The organism is Ruegeria sp. CK1 (genome assembly GCF_056536545.1).
Genome location: NZ_JBQFPX010000001.1, coordinates 490,827 through 517,550 on the forward strand (window position 1 = coordinate 490,827; position 26,724 = coordinate 517,550).

Sequence of the window (26,724 nt, forward strand, 5' to 3'; positions counted from 1 at the left end):
AGGAACAGAAATGAAACTTGTTCGTTACGGAGCCGAGGGCTCGGAAAAGCCTGCCCTGGTCGACTCTGAGGGGCATTTGCGGGATCTGTCCGCTCACATCAATGATATCACGGGCGAGATGTTAGATGACGGAACGCTAGATAAACTACGCTCTTTGGATCCAAACACCCTGCCAATAGTGGAGGGTGATCCTCGTATAGCATCGTGTGTCGGTGACATCGGAAAATTTCTTTGCATCGGTCTGAACTACTCGGACCATGCTGCAGAAACGGGCGCAGATATTCCCGAGCATCCGATACTTTTTTTCAAGGCAAACTCAGCGGTCATTGGGGCATATGACGACGTTATCATGCCGCGTGGATCTACGCACACCGACTGGGAATGCGAGCTCGGAGTCGTAATTGGCAAAACGGCCAAATACGTTTCCAAGGCTGACGCGCTCGAATACGTTGCTGGCTATTGCATCGTAAACGATGTTTCAGAAAGGCACTTTCAAACTCAATTGACTGGTCAGTGGACGAAAGGAAAATCCTGCGACACTTTTGGCCCTACCGGCCCGTGGCTAGTAACGCGCGATGAAGTGCCGGACCCTCAGAACCTTGGTATGTCATTGGATGTAAATGGTCAGCGCATGCAAACCGGCAACACTGCTACGATGATCTTTTCCGTTGCCGAGATCATTGAGCATCTGAGTCAACTTTTCACGCTGCACCCCGGTGACGTCATTTCAACTGGAACACCGCCCGGTGTCGGCATGGGGATCAAACCGGAACCCGTTTACCTAAATAAAGGCGACGTCATGGAGCTTCGCATTGATGGACTCGGTGTTCAGCGGCAAGAGGTTGGCCAAGATGACTGACTTGTTACAAATCGGTGGGATCACTGAACGGATGCGAGAACGCTTATCTTCAGTGTTCAATATTCATCAATTGGACGATTTCAACGCGGAAAGTATTACGCATATCGTAACGAATGGGCATGACGGAGTCCCGCATGACCTAATGACATCACTCAGTAATCTGAAGATGATCAGTGTCTACGGGGTCGGCTACGACGCCGTCGACGCAAATGCTGCGGCTGAGCGCGGAATTGTTGTGACGCACACACCCAATGTCTTGAATAACGAAGTTGCCACCACTGCGGTTCTGCTGATGTTGTCATGTTACCGAGAACTCGTTCGCGACGATGAATACGTTCGGTCCGGGCGGTGGGAAGTTGAAGGTAATGCCCCTTTGACCCGTTCAGCGGACAATCAAAAAATAGGCATTCTTGGTCTTGGTCGCATTGGTCAGGCAATTGTTGATAAGTTAGAGCCGTGGGCGCCAGAAATCTCTTATCACACCCGCAATCAGAAGGATGTTCCTTACCGATATTTCGACAATTTGATTGAAATGGCAGAACATGTGGACGTTCTGATATGTATCACGCCTGGTGGCCCGTCGACCAATAAACTGGTCAACGCCGAGGTGTTGCGCGCGTTGGGGGCAGGCGGCACTTTGATAAACGTTAGTCGGGGTTCGGTCGTCGACGAAACTGCCCTTATCAAAGCATTGCAAAACGGTGAGCTCGGTTGGGCGGGGCTGGATGTTTTCGAGGACGAACCGCGCGTTCAAAAAGAATTACGAGACCTGTCAAATGTAGTCTTGCTCCCACATGCCGGTAGCGCGACTATTGAGACGCGTGCAGCTATGGGTGACCTAACTGTCGACAACCTGCTGCAACATCTTAAGGACGGATCGGTGATAACAGCTGTGCCGGAATGCAGAGATGTTTAAATGGCCGATCTGACAAGTGCTTGAGTTTGCTGTTGCAGTTTTCTTTCTGTTGATTACCCCGGGGCCAGGCGTTCTGACAACGGCCGGAATTGGATCAGCTTTTGGCTTTCGGGCAGGGCTGGCATTTGTGGCAGGTTTAATGCTGGGCGGGTTCATCAACATGATGTTGGTAGTCTCGGGAGTGGCCGCCGTGGCATTAGCAGTGCCGGTGCTAAGAAACTTGTTACTGTTTGCCTCGGTCGGATACTTGGTTTTTCTGGCCTGGCGCATTGCCAGCGCTGGCTCAAAAGTTGGGTTCTCTCCTGCGGTCTCCCCACTTGGATTTGCAAATGGACTGACGTTACAATTCATTAATCCAAAAGCTTATGTGGTTGGTACCGCATTGTTTTCAGGGTTTGCCTTCTTGCCCGAAGCGCCTATTTGGGAGGTCATCATAAAAGTCGTAGTTTTCAATATGATTTGGGTGCCAGTGCACATAATCTGGCTGAGCGCTGGCGCGATACTAGGAAGCCTTGATTTAAGCGAGAGATCGCACCAAAGGATAAACTTTGCGATGGCAGCTTCATTGTTGATCGTTGTGGCGATCGCCTTGGCGTCGGCGCTGTGACCGATATCTATGGTCAGCCGGACTATGCACACGATTGAAAGCTCCAGATCAGAGTGACGCCGTTATTCCACCATCGACATAAAGAGTGTGCCCATTGACGAAACTGGACGCAGGCGAAGCAAGGAATATCGCGGCACCGACGAGTTCTTCCACATTGCCCCAACGACCGGCTGGAGTACGTTTCTCAAGCCATGAACTGAATTCTGGATCGGCAACCAAGGCTGCATTCAAAGGCGTATCGAAATATCCAGGCGCAATGGCATTGCAGTTAAGACCATACTTGGCCCAATCAGTTGCCATTCCTTTTGTAAGGTTGGTCACGGCACCTTTTGTCGCCGTGTAAGGCGCAATACCTGGTCTGGCTAACGCGGATTGAACCGATGCAATGTTAATGATTTTGCCTGACTTTCGTTCGATCATGTGTCGGGCTACCGCCTGACCAACGTGAAAGACGGACGCTACGTTTGTTTGCAGCAGCCGTTCAAAAGCATCAGCGGGGAAATCCTGCAACTCGGTCCTGTGTTGCATTCCCGCGTTGTTGATCAAGATGTCTATCGGACCGACCTTTTCTTCAAAGTCGTCGACAGCGGATCGTACACCTTCGTGATCGGTCGCATCGAACGGCACTTCATAAACAGAAGCACCGGTCTCTTTCAACGCGGAAGCAGATGCGGATAGTTTTGCGGTGTCGCGTCCGTTTAAAACGATCTGCGCACCGGCGGCAGCCAAGCCTCGAGCCAACGCAAGTCCAATTCCTTGACTGGAGCCCGTAACAAGTGCCCGAGTTCCTTTTAAGTCAAATAATTCAAGTGCCATGCAATATCCCTTTGTTGTCGAGGCCGACTATCCGTATCTTTTGGCAATCTGTATAGAGGAGATCGTTCAATGTCGTCAGCCAATGTCGCGGTTGTTGTTCACGCCGCGAAGGATTTGAGGTTAGAAACTCGAGACGTGCGCGACATCGGCCCAGATGAAGTTTTGATTGAAATGAGAGCAGGTGGGATTTGTGGTTCCGACCTGCACTATTTTAACCATGGCGGCTTCGGAGCGATTAGGTTGCGTGAACCCATGGTACTTGGTCATGAAGTTGCCGGCGAAGTCCTGCAAACCGGAGAAAGTGTTGCCGGGCTGTCCATTGGCCAACTGGTTGCAGTTTCTCCGTCACGGGCTTGCGAGTCTTGTTTTTATTGTCTGAATGGGCAGCAAAATCACTGTGTCGATATGAAATTTTATGGCAGCGCGATGCCGTTCCCTCATATCCAAGGTGCTTTTCAGAGCAAGCTTTTGGTCAAGGCCAGTCAGTGCGTTCCAGCCGACGGGTTAAGCCCGGCGCAGGCCGCCATGGCGGAACCTTTGGCGGTCTGTCTACACGCGATCAAGCAAGCAGGAAGCTTAGTCGGAAAGACAGTTTTAGTCACTGGGTGTGGCCCGATCGGATGCCTTACTATCTTAGCCGCAAGGCGGTCTGGGGCGGCTAAAATAATAGCGACGGATATCTCTGATCGGACTTTGGGTTTTGCGTCAGACTGTGGGGCAGACCATGTAATCAATACCAAAGACGAACCGCAAAACCTGGAGCGGTATGAAAAAGGTAAGGGCCAAATTGACATACATTTTGAATGCTCCGGTGCCCAGACCGCTCTGGCATCCGGCATTGCATGTTTACGACCCGGCGGAACCTTGGTTCAGCTCGGTCTGGGCGGAGACATGACTGTCCCTATGCAGGCAATGACGGCAAAAGAAATAACAGTCCGCGGGTCTTTCCGTTTTCATTCTGAATTTTTAGTTGCGGTACAGATGATGCAAAGTGGACTAATCAACGTCGATCAGTTGGTGACGCATTCCTTTGATGTACAGGAGGCAGTAGCAGCGTTCGAGATCGCGTCTGACCGAAGTCGATCAATGAAAGTGCAGTTGAATTTCAAGGATAGTGAAAATGGATAGTCGCATGCCTGACATTGCGGAGGCCTATGAACGAGATGGTTTCGTAGCGCCGCTGGACATCCTAACAGACAACGAGACCCGGGCATTGCGCGATGATTTTGAGGAAGCGGAGCGTATTCTAAAAGACGACCCAGAGAAACTGAAGCTGCTATATTCTTATCCGGACAGGTTAATACCTTCATTCGATGCACTTCTTCGCAATCCAAAACTGATTGAGGTTGCTTCAACGGTATTGGGACCTGACCTAATGGTTTGGAGCGGAGCATTGTTCGTCAAAGAAGCTCGATCTACAAAGATCGTTTCCTGGCATCAGGACCTAACCTATTGGGGATTGGACGACGCAGAGGAAGTTACCTGCTGGGTTGCGATCTCGGAAGCTTCCGAGCAAAGCGGTTGTATGAAGTTCGTTCCCGGCAGCCATAAAAGCCGTATCGTACCACACGTGGATACTTTCAGCGAAAACAATCTGTTATCACGTGGGCAGGAAATCGCAGTTGATGTGAACGAACAAGATGTAGTCGCTGCGGAATTGCGTGCGGGGCAGGCTTCCATGCATCACGGACATCTCTTTCACGCATCAGGGCCCAATAACACAGACGACAGACGCATTGGTGCGGCGTTGCGTTTCATAAAGCCCTCAATGAAGCAGAAAAACGGCGTGAAAACTTTGGTTGCGCTCGTCGCAGGGCGTGATGATTTTGGACATTTTTTAGTTGCACCCTCCCCTGAGGGCTTTTTGCATGAGAACGATTTCGATTTGTGTCAAAGGGATGCAGACCGCAAAAAACAAATACTATTTGCCGGAGTGTAGACCCTGAGCATGGCTTTCTCGATCTGTGAAGGAGACCATTGGCTCGTTAGCTAAACAGGAATCAATATATTCCGGTTGCCAAGAAGTATTCGACGCCATCAGGGGTGATCTTGTGTTTCTATTTCAGTCAATCAACGGCGTTGTGGGTTACAGCAGAGATCGGAAATCATTTCGGTTCAAAAAGCCGTTCCAACTCAACACCTTGGTTTGCTGCGCTTGAAATCACCGCTTCACGCAACGATTTGCTGCGTCGCACAAGCCTGCGAAACTTTTCCTCGTCCAGCACCAAAAGCGTAGAGGGTACTATCGCGCGGACAGAGGCCCTGCGCCTTTGGCGCAATAACAATTCAGCCTGCCCAAATATGTCACCTCGGCCCAGTCGCCAGCTTTGACCGCCCATCTCTAGCTCAACTGCGCCAGAGGCAATGAAATACACGCTTCGAGCGGGCGCGTTCTTTTGGATGACGATCTCGCCTGCCTCTACGTAGCGTGTTTTCAAGGCGCGAACGAGCCTTTTAAGTCTGGCAGGATCGACGTCAGAGAATACTGGCAACTGTTTCACAAGCTCAGCGGCCCGGGGCGCAATGTCGATCATTGGACGCTCTTCCGCTTTTGAACGCTTCGCGGACACGTCATTGAGAAGAACTGAATACAGTTCGGCACCTATGAGACCTTCGTCGTACATCTCGGTGTATTCCCGCTCTTCAAGCCGCAATGCAATTCGTCGGATAAAACGACGCTGAACCTCTTCCGCGAAACCGGGATATTGTAGCTGAAGACCATCAAGGGCGGTGTCGACGTATTCCGTTCGCCGATCAATGAGCTCCCTTAAAATTCCCGCTACCCTGCGCCCATGTATCCGGCGAATTCGTTGATCAACGAAGCGGTAAACGTCTCTCAGCACAAGACGTTGGGCGAGTAATACTTCAAAACGGTGTGCTGTCACTCGGGCAAGAGGTGTTCGTAACCGAAGCCTGTCGTTCAAAAATGCGGCAATTCGAAAGAAGCGCCCATAGTCCACCGTTTGACGTGCCGCACGCAAATATCCTGTACGCCCTTTCAATCGTGTAGCTTCAATTAGGCGATCGATGTCCAATAGTGCCCGTTCGGCAAGCCGCGTTGAAAGGGATCTGTCGCGCATGTGGCTCAGGACAAAATTTCGTTCCGCACCAGCCAATGCAATGAGACCCAGAGTAACACGGTCTCGGTCGAGAATATCTTTACGTTCTTCGGCTGAGCGCACTTCTGCATCCAGCCTCTTTCCGAATTGAACCGCTTCAGATCGGATGATTTCTGGGTTTAGCTCGTAACTCGACGTTGTCTTTTTAACGTCTTCTCGAACCGTCTGCAGTGACACTGCGACAACCTGCCGAGATAGCGCTTCGTCTACTGATGACAGCTCATCAAGGCCAAGACGACGGATAAATGGCCGAAGGGTCGGTCCCTGGACGATCAAGGTGAATAGAGTGAAACCCGTTGCGAGTATGCCAACTGCGCGTTGTGTCTCTGCCGCGACCTGATTGTTTTCTGTTACTGCCAGCGCCAGTGCCAGTGTCACGGCACCGCGCATGCCGCCCCAAAGAATTGCATAGCGAAACGGACGCTCGACTGGCGGAGAAACACGTATGAGTGTCAAGAATGGTAAAAAGCCGAACAGAATGAAAACGCGTGCCGCAACCGCTGCGACTATCACGACAAGGATCAATCCAAAGTCCGTCCACTGAACACCACTTAGCAAACGGGGTATGAGAAGCGCCGCCAAGATAAAGATCAACGCCCCGGCCCAATGCGCAAGAACGCCCCACACATCCGACAGGCCGGCCCATGCTTGGGGTGTTAAACGTCCGGGTGCGGATAAATTCAAAGTTATCCCAGACACAACAACCGCGATTACGCCGGATGCGCCGATACTCTGCTCTGCGATGACATATGCCAAATACGGTAAGGCAATGGAGATTGAGATTTGTGCGAGTTCGAAACCTTCAATCAAGTTCATCAACCAAAGGCTTGCGCGTGCCAGTACCCAGCCTGTAACGGCACCTCCAACCAAAAGCACTGGAAACTGGATAAGGGCGTCCTGAGGCTTGGGATCCGGAGCGCCAACCATGACAAATCCGATAAAAAGCCCAAACAAGGCGATAGCAGCGGCATCGTTGAGAAGGCTTTCGCCTTCGATTATTCGCGCCAACCTTTGCGGAGCGGCAATCGACCGAAAGATACTGACGACGGCCGAAGGGTCGGTCGTCGAAATGATTGCGCCTAACAGGAGACAAGCTACGACAGGGAGCGAACTTACGGCGGCGAGAGCGAACCCAACAGTGAAAGTCGCTACAAAGACCGCGACGATAGCCAGGACGAGTATCGGAACCCAGTCATCCATCATACGCCGCAAGTTCATCCCCAGCGTTGCCTGAAAGAGCAGCGTGGGCAGAAATATGTAGAGAAACACGTTCGCACGGATTGGAAACCCGAGGATCGCTTCTGCTACCGGGTTCATCACCTCCGTGAGATCAGTTTGAAGGAAAAAGGTCGCGGCCACACCGATAACGATGCCAAGAACCGCGAGAACGACGCTGTATGGAATGCGAAGGCGCGCTGCAACCGGCTCAGCGAGGCCTATAACCACAAAGAGCGATGCCACTACTGTAGTTACTAGAACAATATCCATGGCACTTCTCTGAACAAACATGAGCTACGACATTTGAATAGTGTCGCAGCATGGCTACCAAATGGCCACGGTATGCACCTTATTCAAAACAAAAAAATCACATGGCAATGGGTTACACCATAAACATCTTGTTAAATCTGGGTGGCGCGAGACCGATTTGGTCGAACTTGACCTACGCCGATGCCCGCGCAGTTACTGAAACGCCGGTTTGTCCAAAATTTCATACTACAATCTGAATTCTTCAAAAAACCGACTATACTGCCAAGGTCGTGGATCCACCTCATTTGATGCAATGCGAAGGCTATTGATTGAATGAACAAGCGTTGGTCGAAAAGTGTCGATGCATGGAGATGAATTTGAAAAGTATTCGACAAAATGAGCGAAATACAGTTTCGGGCGCTTACCCATGATACGTTCTTCACCTGAACTGTTGTCTGTTTCACGACGTTGGTACGAGATCCTCAGAACCAAGGAGAATACTCAAGAACTGAAGGATTTTCTTTCGTTGGCCAATGAGCTGCGCTTTATCGGAACAGGTGATGACGAATATTGGAGCGGCGAGGCCGTTCGTGAAGGCATCAGTGGTTTTTTTGCGGAAATTCCAGCGCCATTAGTCTTTGAAGAACTTGAAGCAGAAGCCTTTGAAAACGGGGAAGCAGGCTGGTCGTCCTTTGTTCATAAAATTCAATTTGTTGGATTTGATGACGCAGTTATTTATCGCACGGTTCTGATTTTTGTTCTGGAAGGTGCGGCGTGGAAAATAGTCAACCGACACGCTTCGGTGCCGACGCCCAATACTGAAGTTGTGGGCAAAGAACAGTTGGCGATCCAAAAATTGGTTGATGCGGCGAGAGAAGACGGGCCGGACCTGATCCAAACGGAGGGTCTGGCGTCGGTCCTTTTTACCGATATTGAGGGCAGTACCGCATTGGCAGAGACATTAGGCGACCTTCGCTGGTCGAAAGTAATCGAAAGTCATTTCCAGACGTTAGCAGAAGTTATCCGAACGCATCATGGCCAATTCGTCAAATCTTTGGGGGACGGGACACTGTCTATTTTTTCTTCAGCAGGGGAGGCGCTTCACGCTGCCGTTGCGATGCAAAAGATGAATGCGTCTGCATCAAAAGAACCCCATTTGGGATTGCGAATAGGCATTCACACGGGAGATGTGGTTCAATCGCGCGGCGACTTCTTTGGCACAGTGGTCAACAAGGCTTCACGTATTACTGCTGCAAGTGCCGCAGCTGAAATACTGATATCAGAAGCAACAAAGTCGATGCTTGGCGGAAGGGCTGAGTTTCGTTTTACAGCCAAAGCGCCGAAGCAACTTAAAGGCCTTAAGGGTCACCATCAGCTTTATCGTCTTGATTGGCGCTAAGATGCATAAGGCGAGACTGGATAGAATCCTGTTAGGCTTGCCGCGGAAGGTTTCCTAACGCAGATGCAGTTTGTGACTTATCGTCAAATGTCTGATCCGAGTAGCGGTAAACTTCATCACCTTTGGGACTCGTTACGTGTTGCTTGCCCTGATTCAGCGTCTATGACGACTTTACGACTGCCTCAAACTGCTAGACATCGATGCGCAATGACTTTTCTTTCAACCTCTTTTGAAGATTGAAAATACTTAGAATGTTCGACGTAATGTGTGACCGCTTACGGAGCACAGCAGCACTGCTTTTAAAGCAGATTTATTGCTCAGGCGTGTACCAAATTGGGGAAGTGTAAGCGCGCTCCTGTGTTGTCATTTGAACGTCATCCGGCATTTCTATTCCAAACTTCGCAGCATCATAGGCCGTCCAGCGGGGTGTTGGAACTTCGATCACCCGGGCGTAGTAAAATGCGCTTTCCGACGGATCAAAATCAGGATCCTGCCACACTGTACCCAACTCAGAGGCGCCTATTGTGTTGGTCCATGAGGGGATCGAAAGGTCAACTGTGGTGCCTACGGATGGCAACCTACCAGAGGCATCTGGTTCACGTACTCCGGACCAAGCTACATTGTAAACCTTTTCCTGTTGCTGACCATCAGTATCCAGCCAACCTTTAATGATTTGAATGCGATCAAGGTTTGCTCCCATTGGATCACGGAGCGCATAAACTAGAAAGGAAGGTGCCACTTCTCCACGACCAAGATCACCACCCATCGGAACACCTTTGGTGTAACCTACTAGCGCCAAGTCCCGCCGCAAGGCATCCTCTTCGATGAAACCATAGCCCCCGAACATACGGACGCGCATACGGGGCCCTGTTGTTGCGTAGATTTCACGCCGATGCATTGCATCCCAGATGGCTTCGCGGGAATTCTCCTCGGCCCATACAGCTGTGAGACCGCCAGTAATGTATTGCGACGAACGCAGCGCAACAGTCCCGTCAACGTATGTTTTGCTGACATGTTGGCTGCGCTCTTCGCTGGGCTCGTAACCGGCAAATTTCCCGAAAAAATTGTCGTTGTCAGGAGCCGTCAAACCTGTGTGCGTGTCACTGGCTCCTCCCAGGCCAAACTTGAATGGGTTTACTCCCAAAGTCTTTTCTAAAGATAGGCCTCGCAGTAGCCCGGATCGCGCATATTCGCCGGGCAACATTTCCGGCTCTTTCGGAACCGAAGCATCCAGATTGCCGTAATCCCACGTTTCAAAGTCTGCAAACTCATCGTCTGGAGACAAAAACGGGTGGGCCTCGCCATCTCCCTTTATCTGTGTAGGTTCGTACAGTCTTTCCCATTTGTTCCGGGCTTCTGCATATGCGGGATCTAACGGTACCGCATCCGCGAAGTCGTCAACTAGCGGGAACATCCAGCCGTTCGATAAGTTTCCGTTGTGCGGGATCGCAAGCACACGCCCACCAGTGGTTACCTCGTAGTTCTCCAACCAAGCCCAAAGGTCACGAGGGTTAGGTGAGCCTACGGGTGGAGTCGTGGTGTAAGGCAGTACCTGTCGCGTGCGTTCAGGGCCGTCTCGAAAAATAACGTTTCGGTGCAAATTGTTCCCTGCAACGAGAGACGTCCATTCATAGGCGATAAAGGTGCTGAACACGCCGGGGTCATTGTACTGCTCTGCGGCGTCGATAATGTCGTCCCAAACGCGGGCGTACGCGGGATTGCCCGGTTGATAGTTCAGTGCAGGGGAAACCTGTCCTTGAGCAAATGCCGCGGTAAGCTCTAGCGCAGCAGCCAGAGCGGCTTCGCCGCCTTTGTTGAATTCTTCATGGAAATATCTACCTTGCTCATCCGCCAAGATATTTGGGGCTCCCCCAATGATGTCGGTGATAGCGCCCATCGCATCGGAGTGATCTGTGATCATGAAGAAGTCGAGAGGCCTTGACAGTTTTACAGGTTGACCCGTGTTAGAGATGACCTCCTCGCCACGCGCAAAACGATAGGCGTCATGCGGCATGAGGCGCGTGCCACCTCCACCGGCGTCACCGGACAGCCCAGTATGAACGTGGGTATCTCCAAAAAAGACTTGAGTTGGATACGCACGTTCAGCGTAAGGTGAATAGGGGCGACCAGAAGGCCCGGAAAGCTCAGAAGGGTTTATTGCGTCCTGAGCAAAGACTGGGCTCCCCATAATGAAAGCGACCAACACAACATAGTGAAACAACTTTTCCTCCATAATTGGAGATATCATACCACATTTCCGCAAATGAGTTTTTCATGCGGCTAAGATTGAATGTCTCGTAATTCCAAAAGGCAGACTTGGACGCTTTCTAACGTTGGGTTTGCTGTCCACCCCCAAACAGACTGACAACGACATTCAGATGACCGTGTTGAGCCCAGAGCAACGCGGTCGACGACCACCGCTGCACGGCAGGTTTATTCAATTTTTCTAAACCTGATGTCGGAAAAAAAGTGAACCTATCCGCAAAGCGACAAGCAAGAATAGTGAACCGGAAAAAACAACACTGATAGTTGGCATGACCAAAAGACGCACAACGTCATTTTCGAGAAAAGGTATAAAGCAAACGAAAACAATGAATGTTATGGCAACCGTTATTGCGAGTCGGTTTTTTAGTTTCCCGTCCTTTGTGTGCTGCCAAAGCGGATGCAAATCTGTCTTCCTCGCAGTGGATGATGTGTAAGGCGGATCAAATTGAGGTCAATTCATACCAATGGCATCCGAAGTCGGTCAACGGTTGCTATGTCCGCAAAGCGGTCGTTAACGCACGATGCAGAAAACGATCGCATTGAGCACATTCCACCAGATGGTGCGACGCATGCCAATGTCAGCTTTGGATGCCCTTTGCCATTAGAACGGCATAGGGCTTTTTATGTTAGAGAGCTTTTCGGAATATCACCTTGTCGTCGCCGTCTGCCCAAAAGTCGCGGATGCGCGCCTCTTCCATATAGCCATTTTTGACATAGAACTTTCGCACCAGCGCAAAGTCGTCGGTGCCTGAAGTGTCCGCGATTAAGATGCGCTGGCCATTGTCTATCAGGCACCGTTCGGCACAACTTATTAATGCCGTCCCAAAACGCTTGCCCTGCAAGTCCGGGCGCACGGCGAGCGCGAGCATGTTCCAGGTGCCATCTGCCAGTTCTTCGGGGACCGTATAACAAAAGCCGACAGGTTCCCCGGCGAGCAAACATGTGAGCCAGAAGGCTTCTGTTTTGCCCTCCAAGGCCGGTGCGAGCATTTCGGGAAGCAAATTGCTTGGAAACAGCTTTGTGCCATCCAATACAATCTGGAGACCCGGAATATCGTCTGAAGTCGTTGATTTGATGTTTGGGTTTGTCATTTTTTGGTGACCCTTACCGGTTGTCGTATTGCGGGTTCACGGAGCGAATGCCGAGCCGAGTGGCGCGATATGGGCGTCCATTTTCGGATTTGATGAACCGCCGCCTTTTTAGGCGCTCAAAAAGCTTCAGCGAGCACTCAGCCAAAACATGACCGTCGCGCGTGAAGCAGGAGATTTCGCGAATTTTGCCGTTAGTCATGCGCTCAAAGTGGATGGCTCCACCTTGCGCAAGCACGAGCAAAACACGCTGTTCGTGTCTTGAGATATTCAATGGATTTTCTCTTGATGTTATGTCAGCCAAAACCCCTCCCGGCATCACGCACGGGAGTCTCGTGGTTCAAGTTGGTCCGGTTTGAGGGACCTTAGCGGCGGGCCGCAATCGTAGACATAAAATCTCCATCGCTCTGCTTCAGTGCAGCGCGTGACCGCTTGCTAGTGCTAACTGTGGCAATTCGCAAGCAAACATTCAAAAAAGTTCATCAAACGGCTGCGAAGTCCACAGAGAATAAGCTTAAAGTGTTTCGTTGAGCGTCCGGTTTCGTCAGGAAGCAGTCGTTTCAGCCCAGTGTCGCGGCCGAAGGTCTAGCTTTGATCTGGTGGTTAACACGACTGGGCACTTGACGAAATGCGTCTGGTGAATGCAACAAGTCCAAAGTGAACGGATCAAGCTTGCTGCATTTTGCAATGCGACCGATCCCTTCACGTGGGCAATTGCAAAGCACCATGGATTGGTCTGAGCCGAAAACTCATCTTCTTCACTAAAATTTCAAAACGCGCGATGACTTGACCAAAAACCTACACCCGTTTTCTATGTCACCTCTTGAATTACAAGGTTGAGGCAAAATGGCATTTATAGGATTAGCGACAATTGTGCTGGTTGTGGTGTCCCTCCTTACTGGCCGAGTAACACCCGTCATTGCTCTGATATTATTTCCACTTGCTGGAGCGATATTGGCAGGTTTTGGTCCTGCGGATCTGTCTGAATTCTTCAATTCAGGTCTACTCCGCGTGGCGCCTGTCGCTACGATGTTTATCTTTGCGATCCTGTTCTTTGGAATTTTGCAAGACACAGGGCTGTTTCGTCCAATTATCAATTGGATCATTGGCGTGACCAAGGGCAACGCGGTTGCAATTACTGTTGCCACCGCGATGGTAGGAGCTCTGGCCCACCTTGACGGTGCTGGTGCAACAACATTTCTTCTTACTGTTCCAGCACTGCTACCACTTTACGTCGGACTGGGCATGAACCGGTATCTTATGTTGATGATGCTGTGCTTGGGTGCGGGTCTGGCGAACATGCTGCCATGGGCTGGTCCATTGGGTCGGGCGTCGGCTGTGTCGGGCATTGACCTGACCGCGCTGTGGCACCCGCTGATACCGATACAGATCATAGGACTGGGCCTTTTGGCCGGATTTGCGGTTTTAATGGGGGTCCGCGAAAAACGCTTAATGGCTCGGACAGCAGGAATGGCCGTTCCGACAGGAAGCATGGCGCAATACGCCTTGAAGGTGACAGACGAAGAATTGGCCCTGGAACGCCCTCAACTCATTCTTGTCAACGGCGGGCTGTTTTTAGCTACAGTAGTAGCGCTCGTTTTGGGTTTATTGCCGCCCGCGTTTCTTTTCATGATCTCGCTTTCGCTGTTGCTTTTGATCAATTACCGCGACGTGGACAGCCAAATAAACAGGATGAAGGCTCATGCGCCGTCGGCGCTTACTATGGCCACGATTATCTTTGCGGCCGGGGCGTTTTTGGGTCTGATGGACGGCACGGGAATGCTTCGCGTTATGGCCGAGCAGTTGGTCGAAATCCTCCCTGAAAGCGTCGTGCCACAATTGCATATTTGGGTTGGGCTGATCGGCGCCCCACTTGAGTTGGTGCTCAGCACAGATGCCTTTTATTTTGGTTTAATGCCTGTAATGCTGGAAGTTGTTGAGCCCACTGGTGTTCCGACCGAAAGCATTGTCTATGCCATGCTCATCGGTAATATCATTGGCACATTCATCAGCCCGTTTTCCCCCGCTCTTTGGTTAGCACTGGGATTGGCCGGTGCAAGCATGGGGCAGCATATTCGTTACTCGTTGCTTCCATTGTGGCTGTTCTCAATCGCAGTCTTTGGTGTCGGCTTTATAGTAGGCCTATATTGATGACGTGCCTTAGTCCCAAGCAAGGTTGGGTATCCGTTTGTCGGCAAAGTTTGACCTGAGGGACGATCCAAATCGCGAGCAAAATCTACTGCTTGTTGACCTTAGGGCTGTACTTGCGTCCCCCCCCTACGCCTCTGATCGGCGCAGCTCAGTGGTGATGGTAGTGATGATGCCCATGCCCTCCACCATGATTTTGATGGTGATGTGAGTGCCCGTGGGAATTCGGGTGGTAATGATTGTACGGGTCAGGCTGATAGAATCTGTTGGGGTAAGGGTACCCATAATGGCACGCAGGGTCCTGAGGTGCGTGGTAGCAGTATGGTCCTGGCGCGGGGTGGTATGGGTGGTAGTAGCGGTTCCAATAAGCAAACCAAGGATAGTCTTGGTAGTAGTTGTCCCAATAGGCTTGGCTGAATTCCACTATCGCGATGCCTAACGCAGCTGCGACCACAGGATTCATAACTTTCTTCTGCCCATTGTCTTCAGTCAGAATATAATTGCTGGAAATCCAACCACGAGCCGCATTCCAAGACGTATCACACCAACTGTAACCGACCTGACAGCCATATATCTCAATGGTCGCATCCTGCGGAAGGGTCGCGACCACCGGATAACCAGTTCCGGGTCCCGCTCGCATGTGCACGGTAGTCGTCGTAAACCCTTGGGTTTGCGCGTTGGCCAAGGTCACCAAAGAGAAGAGAGAAAACAGAGCCGCAATAGAGAGTGAAAAAAATCGCATTTGAAAATCCACGCCATTGTTATGGTTTCATTTTACTACAAATCTGCTTCAACAAACAGTCAATGCGTCGAGAATAGTTGGGTTGCCGGCTTCGCACGCTCAGGTGAATCGAACAAATGACTGCACCGAGCCCAAAGCCGACTTCGCTGTAAGAAACTGTTATTGCGCCTGCATGTGGTTGAACTCAGCCCATAAAGGACATTCTTAACAGCGTATTTTTGACGAATAGTGGGTACAAACCTCTTCTAGACCGCAACCTGAATGAACTGCCTTTGGCGCGTTGAGAAGCAGGTTGGAATTAGACAGCTCAAAATAGAGCCAAGGTTCTTTGATCATCTTGCTCAAGCGACTAGTTTTAGAACATGGCCTGCGTAGCGCAACTAACCGACTGGATGATTACTGAAGGGCGCCGCTCAGGCGACCCCGTGAAAGTAGTTTCTCATTTCTGCTCATCCTTAATTGACGAGGGTGTGCCGCTCTGGCGGGTCAACATAGGTCAGCGCTTCGCCAATCCACTACTCATTGCATGGGGTGTCGTTTGGACACCTGATGGGACCGATAGCTACGACGTAACTCATGAAACTATGTTAACAGAAGGGTATGTTGGCAGCTCATTTGAGTACATTCTGGAGCACAGAAAGCCGCTTCACAAAAGTCTGCGACAACTGGATCCAAAGACTGAGCATTCATCGTATCTTGAATTCGCTGGGTTAGGTGGCACAGATTACTATGCGACTCTGATGTATTATGGCGACGGATCTCTGCACGGCTGCACATTTGTCACGCAGGAACCAGAAGGCTTTTCACCACAACATCTGGAAATGATTGAGGCAGCGCTGCCTGCTCTGTCCTCCGCAATGGAACCTGTCACGATGCGCAAGTCAGCCAAGGGGCTACTACGCACATATCTTGGCGATGGGCCCTCCGACGCCGTATGGAACGGGCGGATCAAGCGAGGCGAGCGAACGACCCTTGACGCAGTCGTCATGTTTTCTGATTTACGAGGGTTTACGGCGCTTTCAGAAGTCGCACCCGAGGAAGATGTGTTTGACGCGCTGAGCGGTTACTTTGATCTGGTTGTTCAGTCTGTGGAAGATAATGACGGCGATGTTCTCAAGTTTATGGGGGATGGAATTCTCTCGATCTTCACGATCGCAACTCAGGCTGATCACGCCGACCGATGCCGAAAGGCTGCGCAAGCCGCACAAAGTGTATTGGCCGGTTTGACGGTCCTCAACCGTCGCCGCGTTGAAGCGAAAAAGCCGTCTTTGGACGTTGGGATCGGGATCAATGTTGGACAAGTCAGCTATGGCAACATCGGCAGCCCTGGTCGACTTGATTTCACAGTTCTCGGGGGCGCAGTGAATGTTGCCAGTCGAATTGAGGGTTTGACTAAATCTATTGGCCGTAGAGTGCTGGCGACATCAGCGATTGCTGACGCCTCCACTGATCTGTTTTCCCCTTGTGGGTTTCACGAAGTTCGGGGCCTTGCGCGTCCAATCGAATTGTTTTCTCTCGTCGAATGAGAGCTTTGAGTCAGTGTTGTGTTTATATTTGGTTTCATCGCAAAATGCAGGAACCTGACACCTCGTAACAACTTGTAAGTTTTAGTATTTTGATTGAGCTCATTGTGTATGCTCTAGGGCCCTTAGCAATGGCTGAGCCTCATACTGACGTTCATCCAACGGTCGAATTAACTAAATTGTCCATGTTTCGGATACCGGTGTGCATTTAGCAAATCTCAGACCTTACGACACTCGCGCATTCGCCAGTGAGAAGAACGACGCCGATGAATCCTCAACGGAAGCGAACGTTTGCATCCGGCTATGTGTCGGTTGGCGGATGATTCTATTCGGCAGCTGTGACATCAGGAATAGTTGCTATGCTTATTTCAGAGGCTTCAATTCTGTAGATGGAAGGCGCGAGTTCACTCTGGTTTTGGCGAATGAAAATTTGGCCTGTAACCCAAACCGGGTCCGCTGTTATGTCGAAGCCTTCTGGATACTCAACAGAAATAACCTGATCGGGAAGAGGTGCCGTTGGATGTCGGCATGTCTGAGATAGCGGAGGGATCAACAAAAAATTCTTTACGTCTTTGAACTCGAATTCAACAGGATGAGCGTAGCCTGCAATGAGTACGAAATTACCTTCCAAGCTGGAGTTCCCCGGTACGCACTCGGCTATCTCCATTGAGAGCATGCGATCACTCAAGTCTCTCGGCAAACAACTTGGGTTTGACAGGTAGCTATCTAAGAATTCAGAGCACTCTGCTAGGCGACCCTTTCGAAGATCAGACCACGAAATTTCCAGTGGCTCGGCATGTGCGGACAAAACGGCCACAGAAGCCAGAACCACTGAACAGACCAGAAGTCTAATTTTCATTTTGACCGTGAGAAACAGTAAGCGGGCTCTTGTAATCCGGTTCGGTCAAACCTTGTTTGCGCATCGCAATACCGGTCAGGCACTCCCTGATTGTTCGGTTGGCGTTCAAGGCTGACACGTAGGTTGGGTCCATTAACGGAGCGAGCTCAACTATTTCAAACCCAATGACATTTGACTCAGCGCAGAGGCGACGAATTATTGGGAAAATCTCGCGAGGCATCAGCCCACCAGGTTCAGGCGTCCCTGTCCCAGGTACAAACGCTGGGTCGAAAGTGTCGATGTCAAAAGAGATATAAATATACTCCGGCCCTTCGTTCGCCTCGGCAATCACGTCTTCCATAACCGCGTCCCAGCCGCGATCCTCGATCTCAGCCATGGTATGATACCGAAACCCGTTCATACGCATCCACTCGAATGCTTTTTCGTCTGGGTAGTATCCTCGCAATGCGACTTGAATGAAGTTTTTACCCTCGACCAAGTCTTCTTCGATCAACCTGTAGACGGGCATGCCATGGTTAATCAAATGCCCAAGGCCATATTTTCCGGCATCGTAGTGTGCATCGAAATGAACAACGCCCACATTACCCTTTCCGTAAACGTCCGTCATCGCAGCAACATTTGGATACATCAGGGAATGATCGCCTCCAACAATGAAGGGTATCACATGGCTGCCGTCAGCGTGTTGCACTGCTGCTGCCTGACCAACGAAGGAACGAACCGCATGTATTGTGCGCTCTGTGCTCAGCATATCGTTCGGGGCATTTCCGTAGTCGACGACTGTCATGTCCTGCAGCGGATCAACCATGACATGCATGTGCGGTTGCCGCGCTCCATAACCGAGGTAAATAGATGAGTTACGCACCGCGTTTGGCCCGCGTGAAGCACCCCGTGCGCCACCGCCCATATCTGTAAATGCGCCCATGATAGCGACGTCTACTTCAGCGGCTGCAAGATCGCCGGGCGTGAATGCTAATGGTTGGTGCAAAAATGTTGGGATCTGCATGAAGCCTTGACCATAGAAACGCTGAGGGTCAACAATTCCGGGTTCTCGTCCTTCACGCTCTCCTTCAAAACTTGGCAGCGGGATGCGCCAAGCGTTGTAAGTTGGATCTTCAGTGTCCAAAGGAATTACGGGTTGTTCCCCCTCACGGATCGGAGCCTGAGTACCTTCGAATTCGTGGCCATAATACTGGGCGTAGACTGAACCAGCAAAAGTAACGCACAGAATTGCAAGCGCGGTTTGGAGACTGTTATACACCGGATGTCCCTCCTCGAATTTTGGCTGTACCAAAACTGTTGCCGAAACTATGGCTGAAGCAAATTTTGGCTCAGCAGTGTTTTTTGCATTGAGTCATAGCGTGAGTTGTTTGCTCGGTTGTGTTCCTCCGTGTCCAAAGTTACTTTTCGAGCTGACAGTTTTGGATTTCTTGAAACTCTCAGCCCTAGGGTGTGTACCAAATTGGCGAAGTGTAAGCACGTTCCTGTGTCGACGTGGGCACGTCAGCGGGCAATTCATCCCCGAACCGAACGGCATCGTAAATTGTCCATCTTGGGGTGGGAATTTCCAAGACGCGAGCATAGTAGAAAGCAGGTGTCGAAGGATCGAATTCGGGGTCTGACCAAACAGTGATCAGTTCCGGGGAACCTATCGAATTGGTGAACGTACCCGAGGCGATGTCTACGGTATTTCCCACCGCTGGTAGTTTGCCGTCAGCGTCCGGTTCTCGGTCTCCTGACCAAGTTACGTCATAAACCCGCTCTTCAGTGTCGCCGTTGGCATTTAGCCAACCTTTCACAATCTGAATACGATCCAGATTGCCGGAAAACGGATCTTTGAGCGCAGCGATGAGGAACGTTGGGGCGTCCGCACCTGCAGGAGCTTTTGCGAGGTCCCCGCCCATCGGAACACCTTTTTCGTATCCAATTTGGGCGGGCAACCGAGATCTTGCATCGGCTTCGGTAAAGTCCCAGCCACCAAAGAAACGAACCGCAATTCGACTACCTGTTGTTCCGTACACCTCTTTGCGTTCCATGGCGTCGAATATGGCTTCGCGTGTGTTATTTTCGGCCCAGACCGCGGCGTAACCCGAGGCCGCCATTTCCCATCCAAGAATTCTTGTTGCATCAAACTCACCAACAACATGCTGCCAACGACCGGGCTCTGGTTCGACGCCAGAGTGTTTGCCAAAGAAATTGTCTTCTTCCGCCGTTGCCAAAGCCGTGTGGCTGTCGGTCGAACCTACCACTCCAAATTTGTATGGGTTGGTGCCTAGTTGAGCCTCTAGCTTGAGGCCGTTCTTCAAGGCCTCACGGGCATACTCGTATTGGAGCATCCAGTCTTCCTTGGGTGTCGGGCCGAGGTTGGATTTATCCCAGGTTTCGTAGTCTGCGAACTCATCATTTGGGCTTAAGAACGGATGAGTTTCTCCATCGCCCTTGATTTGCGTGATCTCATACATCGGCTCCCACTTGGCGCGCCGCTCTGCGTAATCTTCTGTCAAAGGCTCACCCGTTTCAGGGTTGGTCTCGACCGGAAACATCAGGCCGTTGGAGACGTTGCCGTTGTGGGCAAGGGCCAGCACACGACCGCCCGTTTCTTGTTCATACGTTTCCATCCAGTCCCACAACCGTTCCGGATTAAAGGTTTCTGCGGTTGTAAATGGCAGCATCTGCCGTGCACGAATGGCGTCATCCCGGTAGATCACGTTGCGGTGCAGGTTGTTGCCTCCTTCGGTGGACGTCCATTCGTATCCTATGAACGCAGTGAATGTGCCAGGGGCGTTGTGATGATCCGCGGTTTGCGTGAACTCGTCCCAAACGGATTGTACGAACCTGCGATCTGAAACAGCTTCGGGAAGCGCATCCCCGGTGATGCCAGCAAAGGTTTCGATGACTTCCATTGTTGCGCCAAGCGCAACGTCTCCACCGGCGTTGAGGCGTTCGTTCCAGTCTCGCAGTGTTGGATCGCGCATCAGCGTGGAGTTCCCTGCAACGATCTCATTCATGGCGCCCATGGCATCAGAGTGATCGGATACGACAAGCCAGTCGAGGGGGCGCGACAACTGAACACGGAGGCCGTGCGAAGTGGTGACTTCCTCACCACGTGCAAACCTATAAGCATCGTCTGGGCTCAGGATTACTCCAAAACCGCGAGCATCGAGCGAATTTGACGTGTGCAGGTGAGTGTCACCCCACAGCGGACGTGTAGGAAAATCTCGACCTGCATAAGGCGAAAAATCAGCAGGCGCGGGTTCACGCATATCATCAACCGATATGGTCATCTCCCCAACTTGCCCACCTTGAGCGGCCTCTTGAGCATTTGAAGAACTTGATATGAACGCTGAAGAAACTATTGCTGTCGATGTCGTCAGAAAAAACTTCATTTGAACCTCCCAGCCGCAATGAATGCCAACCTATGGCAACATCCGTGCCGGCCGTTCGTCAAGGAAAACAAAGGTTTTTCTTAGATAAGCTCAAAAGAACTAGGGGTAGGTTCAACTAGTCCTAGGCCACCGCTTCGCACGTAATGTTGACGCTGAGCCGCAGTGAAAAAGTACCGCAATGAGTGGACGTTCTTGACGACTGGTGACTTGGTTCGTCAGTCTTGAGCCCGTGTTCTTGATTGGAGGCGTTATTATGAAGTGGTTATCGCGAACACTCCTACTGACCTTAACCCTTCTTTTTTCCACGGTCGCTTCAGCCCAAGACAAACCCAACATCGTATTCATATTTATGGATAATTTTGGCTGGGGTGAACCAGGGTTTAACGGTGGCGGCATAATCCGCGGTACGGCGACTCCCGAGATGGACGCCCTGGCAGCGGAAGGACTGAGGCTTACGAACTTCAACGTGGAAAGCCAGTGCACGCCGTCCCGTGCAGCGACCATGACAGGACGGTATGGCATCCGAAGCGGCAATCACACAGTCCCACTGGGAGGAGGCGTCTACGGCTTAACCCAGTGGGAAATCACGATGGCCGAAATGCTAAAGGATGTGGGATACAACACGGCAATGTACGGCAAATGGCACCTCGGCTGGACCGAAGGGCGCTATCCAACGAATCAAGGATTCGACGAGTTCTATGGCGTCGAGACCACCGATGTCACGGTCTGGCGCACGCTTCCGGGATTTGCAGAAGCAAATATGGAAGACCCTGTGGTGATGCAGGGTGTTGCAGGCGAGCCAGCAACCATCGCACGAGACTACGATCTGGAGTATCGCGGCGAGATAGATGGCGACCTGACAAAGAAGGCCATCGATTTCATCGAAGCCAAGAGTGGGGACGACGCACCATTCTTCATCTATCTTGCATATACGCAGACCCACTATCCAAACATCGTGTCCGAAGAATTTGATGGCGCCACTGGAAACGGCGTATGGGCTGACATTCTACTTCAAACAGATAGCTATATCGGACGCATCGTTGATGCGATTGAAGCGGCAGGCGTTTCCGATGACACCGTGGTGATATTTACTGCTGACAACGGCCCCGAAGCTCTTCCGGTTGGGAACGCCAACGTCTCGCCAGTTCCTGCAGTACATGGTACAGCCGGGCCATGGCGCGGCACTTTGTTCACCAGCCTCGAAGGAAGCATGCGCGTGCCGTTCGCAATCAAATGGCCGGGGAAAATCCCCGCTGGTTCAGAAAGCAACGACGTTGTTCACTCGATGGACCTTTTTCCAACACTAGCGGCATTTGCAGGCGGCAAAGTGCCGGAAGACCGGGCGTTTGATGGCATCGACCAGTCCGAGTTCTTTCTGGGCGTCCAGCCAAGATCGAACCGAGAAGGCGTGATTGTCTACATGGGCGAGCAGATATTCGGCGTCAAATGGAAGGATTGGAAAGTTCTTTTCAAAGAGAACACAACGGCTTTTGGCGCGACGGAGTCTTTCGACACACCAAGGGTCTACAACCTTCTTAATGATCCACACGAGCGTGAAAGCGTACTTTTCCCACACACTTGGGCGGTCGAAAAGGCGTTGCCCCAATTGCAGGAACACATTGCAACGTTCGAGGAATACCCTCCAATCCCACCGGGAACGCCTGATCCCTACGAACCACCTAAATACTGAACGGTGGCTTTGTCCGTAAATTGGTCGTTCGTTCAAACGAAACGTGCCGCGCAGCAGCGAACGGCGGCTTAGTCCGCACTGCTGCCGTTTTTGCAACGCGCGGCGAATGGCCGGACAGAGCCCAAAAGCGGTCAATTGGCAGAACAGTATCCCATCCGAAAATCGACTGGACACAATCCTTCTGGCAGCACATTTCCCTTCGGCTTACGGCCCAAATCGGAACGGCTGCTTGGAGAAGGTTTAAAGGTCGCATGCTTGCAGGTGGGAATGAGAGGACCTGAAACAAATGGCGAGTACTGCAGAACAAAATCTGGTCAAACTGGTATTTGATATGCGCGTTCATCCAAATTGTCTTGCAATCTCATATAGCTTGCACGACCTTCACTACTGGTAAACCTGGTAGAACTAGAAATTTGATCTGAGAACCATTGTGACTGAACGACGTCGGATTGGCATTGTATCCCAGCACCTGGACAAGATCGGAGCGGACAACGCAACTTCTGTCGGTATCTGCTCACGTGGTCTTGCAGCGGTACTGGCCGACAGCTTTGATGTGGCCATCTATGGACGACAAAACGCGACCTCCGAGCAAGATTTGCCGGGCGTATCGTTGCGCTTTATTCCCGAAACGCGGGGAGACCACAGGTTACGGAAGGTCTTTCGGCGCACGAGACGCTTCCTGAAACTGCTGAACCGCGGCTATCCCATAACCACGTCGACGGCGCGTATAGCAAGCCCGTTTTGGGGTCGTGAGGTCGCGCGTGATCTCATGGATTGGAAGCCGGATCTTGTCCTAGTTCAACACAATGCCTGGCGGGTAGGCCCGATCAAAACGTTGCTTCCGAATGTGCCCGTTGTCTTGCACTTGCATCAAAGCATTTACCCGCAGGAACTCACGCAAGGCTACCGCAAAGCGGCGATGAAAGCAGATTATGTGACTGCTGTCAGCCCGTTTATCGCGGAAGCTGTCGAGGGGAGTCTTGGGCGGCCCGTGTCCGTCATAAGAAACGGCGTGAATTCTACGTTTTTCGACATTGAGAGAAAGCCGCAACAACGCGGGCCAAATATCGTTTTTTGTGGAGCAGTATCCCCGGAGAAAGGCGCGCACGTCCTTGTGCAAGCCTTTTCGCGTGTGCTTCACGATTTCCCGGACGCTAGGCTTACGCTCGTCGGTGGGGTCGGAGCACGCGTTGCCGCGAACATGCTCCCGAACAACAATGATCCTTTGCTCGAGAAGATTCGACCTCTTTATCAGTGCCACTATCGGCAAATGCTGCTCTCGGCGCTCCCGCCAAGTGCATTGGATCGGGTAACGTTTACAGGTCAAATTGGCCCTGCAGAAGTCCGCAAACAATTGGCGTCTGCTGATCTTTTAGTTCTGCCATCTATTGTCGACGAGTCTTTCGGGCTACCCGTTGTCGAAGCCATGGCGGCCGGTGTCCCCGTCATTGTAAGTGAAAGTGGCGCGATGCCATGGCTTGTTGACGAAGGTCGAGCAGGTGTCGTTGTGCCCAAGGATGATCCAGAAGCCATTGTAAGAGCAGTCGCCGATCTCTGGGCAAATGCGGATCGGCGCAAGGCGATTGCTGAAGCGGGTCGTGACAGGTGTCACACGAGTTTTACCTGGTCACGTGCTGCCGAAGATCTGCTCTCAATTCAGCCGGAATTGGCTTCGTCAGCAACATGATCCTTGTCGAGATTGTAGTCTCGCTTTCAACTCCAAAAGTACAATCTCGGTCTGTACAGCTTGCCTGGGCTAATGGCTCAAGGCCGGGGTGAAGTCTTGCTGGGGTCCTGTCAGACAGACTTTTCTTGAGGGGGGGAGGGAGGACTCTCGTTAGTTTTGGCGTATTGGCTTAATTGTCTCTCTACTTATTCGATACGATAAAAGCGTTTCGAGGAATTGCAGAACACGTCGTCTTGATCGGCAAAAGGGATGAGGGCTTGATAGCGAGAAACAAGATCCTTGTATGTCGAAGAAAGGCTGTCGACGGGAAAATTCGATCCGAACATGGTGCGATTAGCGCCGAATTGCGACAAGCAAGTTGAAACGATGGGTGCGACGCTTTCAGCACTCCAATTATGATCGAACATCCCTAAGCCGGAGAGCTTGCAATAAACCTGTGGCAGGCTCGACAATGTCTTTAAGGCGTCTGCCCATTTCTGTATCCCTAACGCGGACCGGTCGTGGGGCGAGCCTGCGTGACAAAGCGCGATCCGAGTTTCCGGTGCTTCCGCAAGCACATCTGCGGTTTGCTCCATCAGCTCGGGCAGAAGTTGAAGGTCAAAGGACAGACCGCGATGGCCCAATTCTTTTAAGCCCATTAGAAACCAAGGGTTTTCAAGCAGATTGTTTGTGCCCGTTTTTGCATCCTCTCCCGGGGCGCGGCCGATGATTTGACGAACACCGCGCACAGATGGCAGCGTTTCAAGACGGTCAAGCTGATCTTCGAAATCAGCAGCGGTCAGGTCGCAAAAGGCTACCTGTACCAACGACCAGTCCGGGAACTGGTCAGCAACGGATTGCACCCATTGCGCCTCAACCCAGGGATTGGCTGCGCCGACCTGAATATGGACAGAACTGGTGAAACCGTGTTCTTCGGCATCCTTGCGAAATTCGGGCAGCAGGTAATTGCGTTGAATTGATGTCGGGTCACCGAAGAAACGTTTGGCGCTTGTCTCCATTAACCAAGGATAGTGAACGGCGTTGAGGTCCCAAAGATGGTGGTGTGCGTCAATCCTCATGGTGTTTCGATCCCCGTGGTGCGGGTCAGAATGTCAACGCCTTGTCCCTTCCAGAAATGCAGCAGGTCGATGAAAATCCAGTTCTCAGCAAGTTTGTCCCCCGCGCGGCGATAGATATCGATGACCCTGAATTCACCGGGCTTGCCTGTGGCTGGCATCCCCATAAATCCGCCTGAGGGAACTGCTGTGAAATTGGGCCAGCCGAAGAAACCACCGAAATGCCCCTCGGCCAGTCGGCAGATATGGCTGGTTTTGGTTCGGTCTGTGAAAGCGGCGCGGAAGGGGCCCGAATGTTGCTTGGCATAGCGTTCGATAGTGTAGGTCGCGCCAATACCTTCGGGGCCCCACCAGATCATGTCATCATGCCAGGTTCGGGCCAGTTCATCCTCAATAGATAACCCGCTGTCCCATTGGCCGAGATCCGAAATCATTGCGTTGATAACCGCTAAAGTCTTTTCGCCCTCGTCGACAGGTTGTTCATTCAACAGCAGACCGTCATGGGTCATCGGCCCGGGCTGAACCAGATGCGCCGCCGTTTGCGGTGGAAAGGGGTTCTGTCCGGCCTGAACCATCAGGTGCGGTATGTCGAAATACATCGCAGTTTCGACGATCTTGTCACCGGCGACTTTGTAGAAGGCACAATAGCGCAGGAAGACCATCTTGCCAGTATGTCGAATGCCCAACCAAGTTCGATCGAACAACCCCATCAAATGCCCCATGGAAACAACCCATACATCCGCCTCGTCACGAAGTGAGTTTTGACCGGCAAAGAAAATATCCACTCGGTTCTGTAAATGAGTCAGGCTGCTTTTAAGCGGTTGCCAGAATTGCCGGGCAACGTGTTCAGCGCCGGTAATCTGGTTGAACGGATGAAAGCCGCGCCACGACAGATCAGGGGCGCAGAATTGGTTCAGCACATTGGCGGTTTCTTGCTCTGTCGCGGATTCCAGTGCGGAGTGAAACGCGGAGACAAGGCTTTTTTCGGTTTGAAAATTCACGGTATTTACCATTGTGATCAAGGTTTTGCGGGTGGTTGGCGGGTTTTGTGAATCAGGTGTTCGCGGTATTCTTGCATACGTATGCAAAAAAGTCTTGCCT

The 26,724-nt window shown here is 51.6% G+C and carries 21 protein-coding genes; 10 read left to right on the forward strand and 11 right to left on the reverse strand.

From position 1 onward, the window contains the following. Positions 1-10: 10 nt before the first annotated feature. Genes ACR0L3_RS02460 through ACR0L3_RS02470 form a run of 3 tightly spaced genes read left to right on the forward strand, consistent with a single transcriptional unit; the run spans position 11 to position 2,382 of the window. A complete protein-coding gene (locus tag ACR0L3_RS02460) occupies positions 11-859 on the forward strand; it encodes a fumarylacetoacetate hydrolase family protein (RefSeq protein ID WP_480743354.1) in 849 nt (282 codons plus the stop codon). After that, on the forward strand, positions 852-1,775 hold the full coding sequence (locus ACR0L3_RS02465) for a 2-hydroxyacid dehydrogenase (protein WP_480743356.1): 924 nt from the start codon (positions 852-854) through the stop codon (positions 1,773-1,775). Before ACR0L3_RS02460 ends, ACR0L3_RS02465 begins: the two co-directional genes overlap by 8 nt. Before the next feature lie 16 nt (positions 1,776-1,791). Next, complete coding sequence (locus ACR0L3_RS02470) at positions 1,792-2,382, forward strand: LysE family translocator (protein WP_480743358.1); 591 nt, start codon at positions 1,792-1,794, stop codon at positions 2,380-2,382. 48 nt (positions 2,383-2,430) lie between these two features. Here the strand turns inward: ACR0L3_RS02470 and ACR0L3_RS02475 are convergent, their stop codons facing one another. Next, positions 2,431-3,198, reverse strand: coding sequence for an SDR family oxidoreductase (locus ACR0L3_RS02475; RefSeq protein WP_480743360.1), 768 nt, complete (start codon positions 3,196-3,198; stop codon positions 2,431-2,433). 69 nt (positions 3,199-3,267) lie between these two features. Between ACR0L3_RS02475 and ACR0L3_RS02480 the strand changes: the two genes are divergently transcribed. Together ACR0L3_RS02480 and ACR0L3_RS02485 are read left to right on the forward strand one after the other, a co-directional pair. Then, a complete protein-coding gene (locus tag ACR0L3_RS02480; protein WP_480743361.1) occupies positions 3,268-4,326 on the forward strand; it encodes an L-idonate 5-dehydrogenase in 1,059 nt (352 codons plus the stop codon). Positions 4,327-4,330: 4 nt separating this feature from the next. After that, positions 4,331-5,137, forward strand: coding sequence for a phytanoyl-CoA dioxygenase family protein (locus ACR0L3_RS02485; protein ID WP_480743363.1), 807 nt, complete (start codon positions 4,331-4,333; stop codon positions 5,135-5,137). A gap of 166 nt (positions 5,138-5,303) precedes the next feature. On the opposite strand, the gene ACR0L3_RS02490 is transcribed toward ACR0L3_RS02485, so the two are convergent. Beyond that, on the reverse strand, positions 5,304-7,805 hold the full coding sequence (locus ACR0L3_RS02490) for a cation:proton antiporter (RefSeq protein WP_480743364.1): 2,502 nt from the start codon (positions 7,803-7,805) through the stop codon (positions 5,304-5,306). Between the two features lie 406 nt (positions 7,806-8,211). On the opposite strand from ACR0L3_RS02490, the gene ACR0L3_RS02495 reads away from it, so the two are divergent. Continuing rightward, entirely contained in the window at positions 8,212-9,183 is a 972-nt protein-coding gene (locus tag ACR0L3_RS02495) for an adenylate/guanylate cyclase domain-containing protein (RefSeq protein WP_480743366.1), read from the forward strand. A gap of 310 nt (positions 9,184-9,493) precedes the next feature. On the opposite strand, the gene ACR0L3_RS02500 is transcribed toward ACR0L3_RS02495, so the two are convergent. The 3 genes from ACR0L3_RS02500 to ACR0L3_RS02510 form a co-directional block, all read right to left on the reverse strand. After that, positions 9,494-11,431, reverse strand: a complete 1,938-nt coding sequence (locus tag ACR0L3_RS02500; protein ID WP_480743367.1) for a DUF3604 domain-containing protein — start codon at positions 11,429-11,431, stop codon at positions 9,494-9,496. Between the two features lie 643 nt (positions 11,432-12,074). Further along, positions 12,075-12,539 carry a GNAT family N-acetyltransferase gene (locus ACR0L3_RS02505; protein ID WP_480743369.1) on the reverse strand — a complete coding sequence of 155 codons (465 nt, stop codon included), beginning with the start codon at positions 12,537-12,539 and terminating at the stop codon, positions 12,075-12,077. A 13-nt stretch (positions 12,540-12,552) separates the two neighbouring features. Further along, the gene (locus tag ACR0L3_RS02510; RefSeq protein WP_480743370.1) at positions 12,553-12,840 is read right to left on the reverse strand and encodes a YjhX family toxin; all 288 of its coding nucleotides are present in this window, start codon (positions 12,838-12,840) and stop codon (positions 12,553-12,555) included. A 542-nt stretch (positions 12,841-13,382) separates the two neighbouring features. Here ACR0L3_RS02510 and ACR0L3_RS02515 point away from each other — a divergent pair. Beyond that, a complete protein-coding gene (locus tag ACR0L3_RS02515; RefSeq protein WP_480743371.1) occupies positions 13,383-14,687 on the forward strand; it encodes a CitMHS family transporter in 1,305 nt (434 codons plus the stop codon). Positions 14,688-14,835: 148 nt separating this feature from the next. On the opposite strand, the gene ACR0L3_RS02520 is transcribed toward ACR0L3_RS02515, so the two are convergent. Next, positions 14,836-15,426 (reverse strand): SH3 domain-containing protein, encoded by a 591-nt coding sequence (locus ACR0L3_RS02520; RefSeq protein ID WP_480743373.1) that lies wholly within the window; start codon positions 15,424-15,426, stop codon positions 14,836-14,838. A 425-nt stretch (positions 15,427-15,851) separates the two neighbouring features. Here ACR0L3_RS02520 and ACR0L3_RS02525 point away from each other — a divergent pair, with 425 nt between their 5' ends. Further along, positions 15,852-16,952 (forward strand): adenylate/guanylate cyclase domain-containing protein, encoded by a 1,101-nt coding sequence (locus ACR0L3_RS02525; protein ID WP_480743374.1) that lies wholly within the window; start codon positions 15,852-15,854, stop codon positions 16,950-16,952. Between the two features lie 322 nt (positions 16,953-17,274). Here the strand turns inward: ACR0L3_RS02525 and ACR0L3_RS02530 are convergent, their stop codons facing one another. From ACR0L3_RS02530 to ACR0L3_RS02540, 3 genes are all read right to left on the reverse strand, one after another. Continuing rightward, positions 17,275-17,808 (reverse strand): DUF3299 domain-containing protein, encoded by a 534-nt coding sequence (locus tag ACR0L3_RS02530; RefSeq protein WP_480743375.1) that lies wholly within the window; start codon positions 17,806-17,808, stop codon positions 17,275-17,277. Continuing rightward, positions 17,798-19,066, reverse strand: a complete 1,269-nt coding sequence (locus tag ACR0L3_RS02535; RefSeq protein ID WP_480743376.1) for an agmatinase family protein — start codon at positions 19,064-19,066, stop codon at positions 17,798-17,800. The genes ACR0L3_RS02530 and ACR0L3_RS02535 overlap by 11 nt, the downstream gene beginning before the upstream one ends. A 184-nt stretch (positions 19,067-19,250) precedes the next feature. Continuing rightward, complete coding sequence (locus ACR0L3_RS02540) at positions 19,251-21,191, reverse strand: DUF3604 domain-containing protein (protein WP_480743378.1); 1,941 nt, start codon at positions 21,189-21,191, stop codon at positions 19,251-19,253. A gap of 253 nt (positions 21,192-21,444) precedes the next feature. Here ACR0L3_RS02540 and ACR0L3_RS02545 point away from each other — a divergent pair, with 253 nt between their 5' ends. Both ACR0L3_RS02545 and ACR0L3_RS02550 read left to right on the forward strand, forming a co-directional pair. Further along, positions 21,445-22,881, forward strand: a complete 1,437-nt coding sequence (locus ACR0L3_RS02545; protein WP_480743379.1) for an arylsulfatase — start codon at positions 21,445-21,447, stop codon at positions 22,879-22,881. A gap of 430 nt (positions 22,882-23,311) precedes the next feature. After that, positions 23,312-24,568: a glycosyltransferase family 4 protein gene (locus ACR0L3_RS02550; protein ID WP_480743380.1), complete on the forward strand. Its 1,257-nt coding sequence runs from the start codon at positions 23,312-23,314 to the stop codon at positions 24,566-24,568. 185 nt (positions 24,569-24,753) lie between these two features. Here the strand turns inward: ACR0L3_RS02550 and ACR0L3_RS02555 are convergent, their stop codons facing one another. Both ACR0L3_RS02555 and ACR0L3_RS02560 read right to left on the reverse strand, forming a co-directional pair. Next, positions 24,754-25,626, reverse strand: coding sequence for an amidohydrolase family protein (locus ACR0L3_RS02555; protein ID WP_480743382.1), 873 nt, complete (start codon positions 25,624-25,626; stop codon positions 24,754-24,756). Further along, a complete protein-coding gene (locus tag ACR0L3_RS02560) occupies positions 25,623-26,624 on the reverse strand; it encodes a nuclear transport factor 2 family protein (RefSeq protein ID WP_480743383.1) in 1,002 nt (333 codons plus the stop codon). The genes ACR0L3_RS02555 and ACR0L3_RS02560 overlap by 4 nt, the downstream gene beginning before the upstream one ends. Positions 26,625-26,724 lie beyond the last annotated feature (100 nt).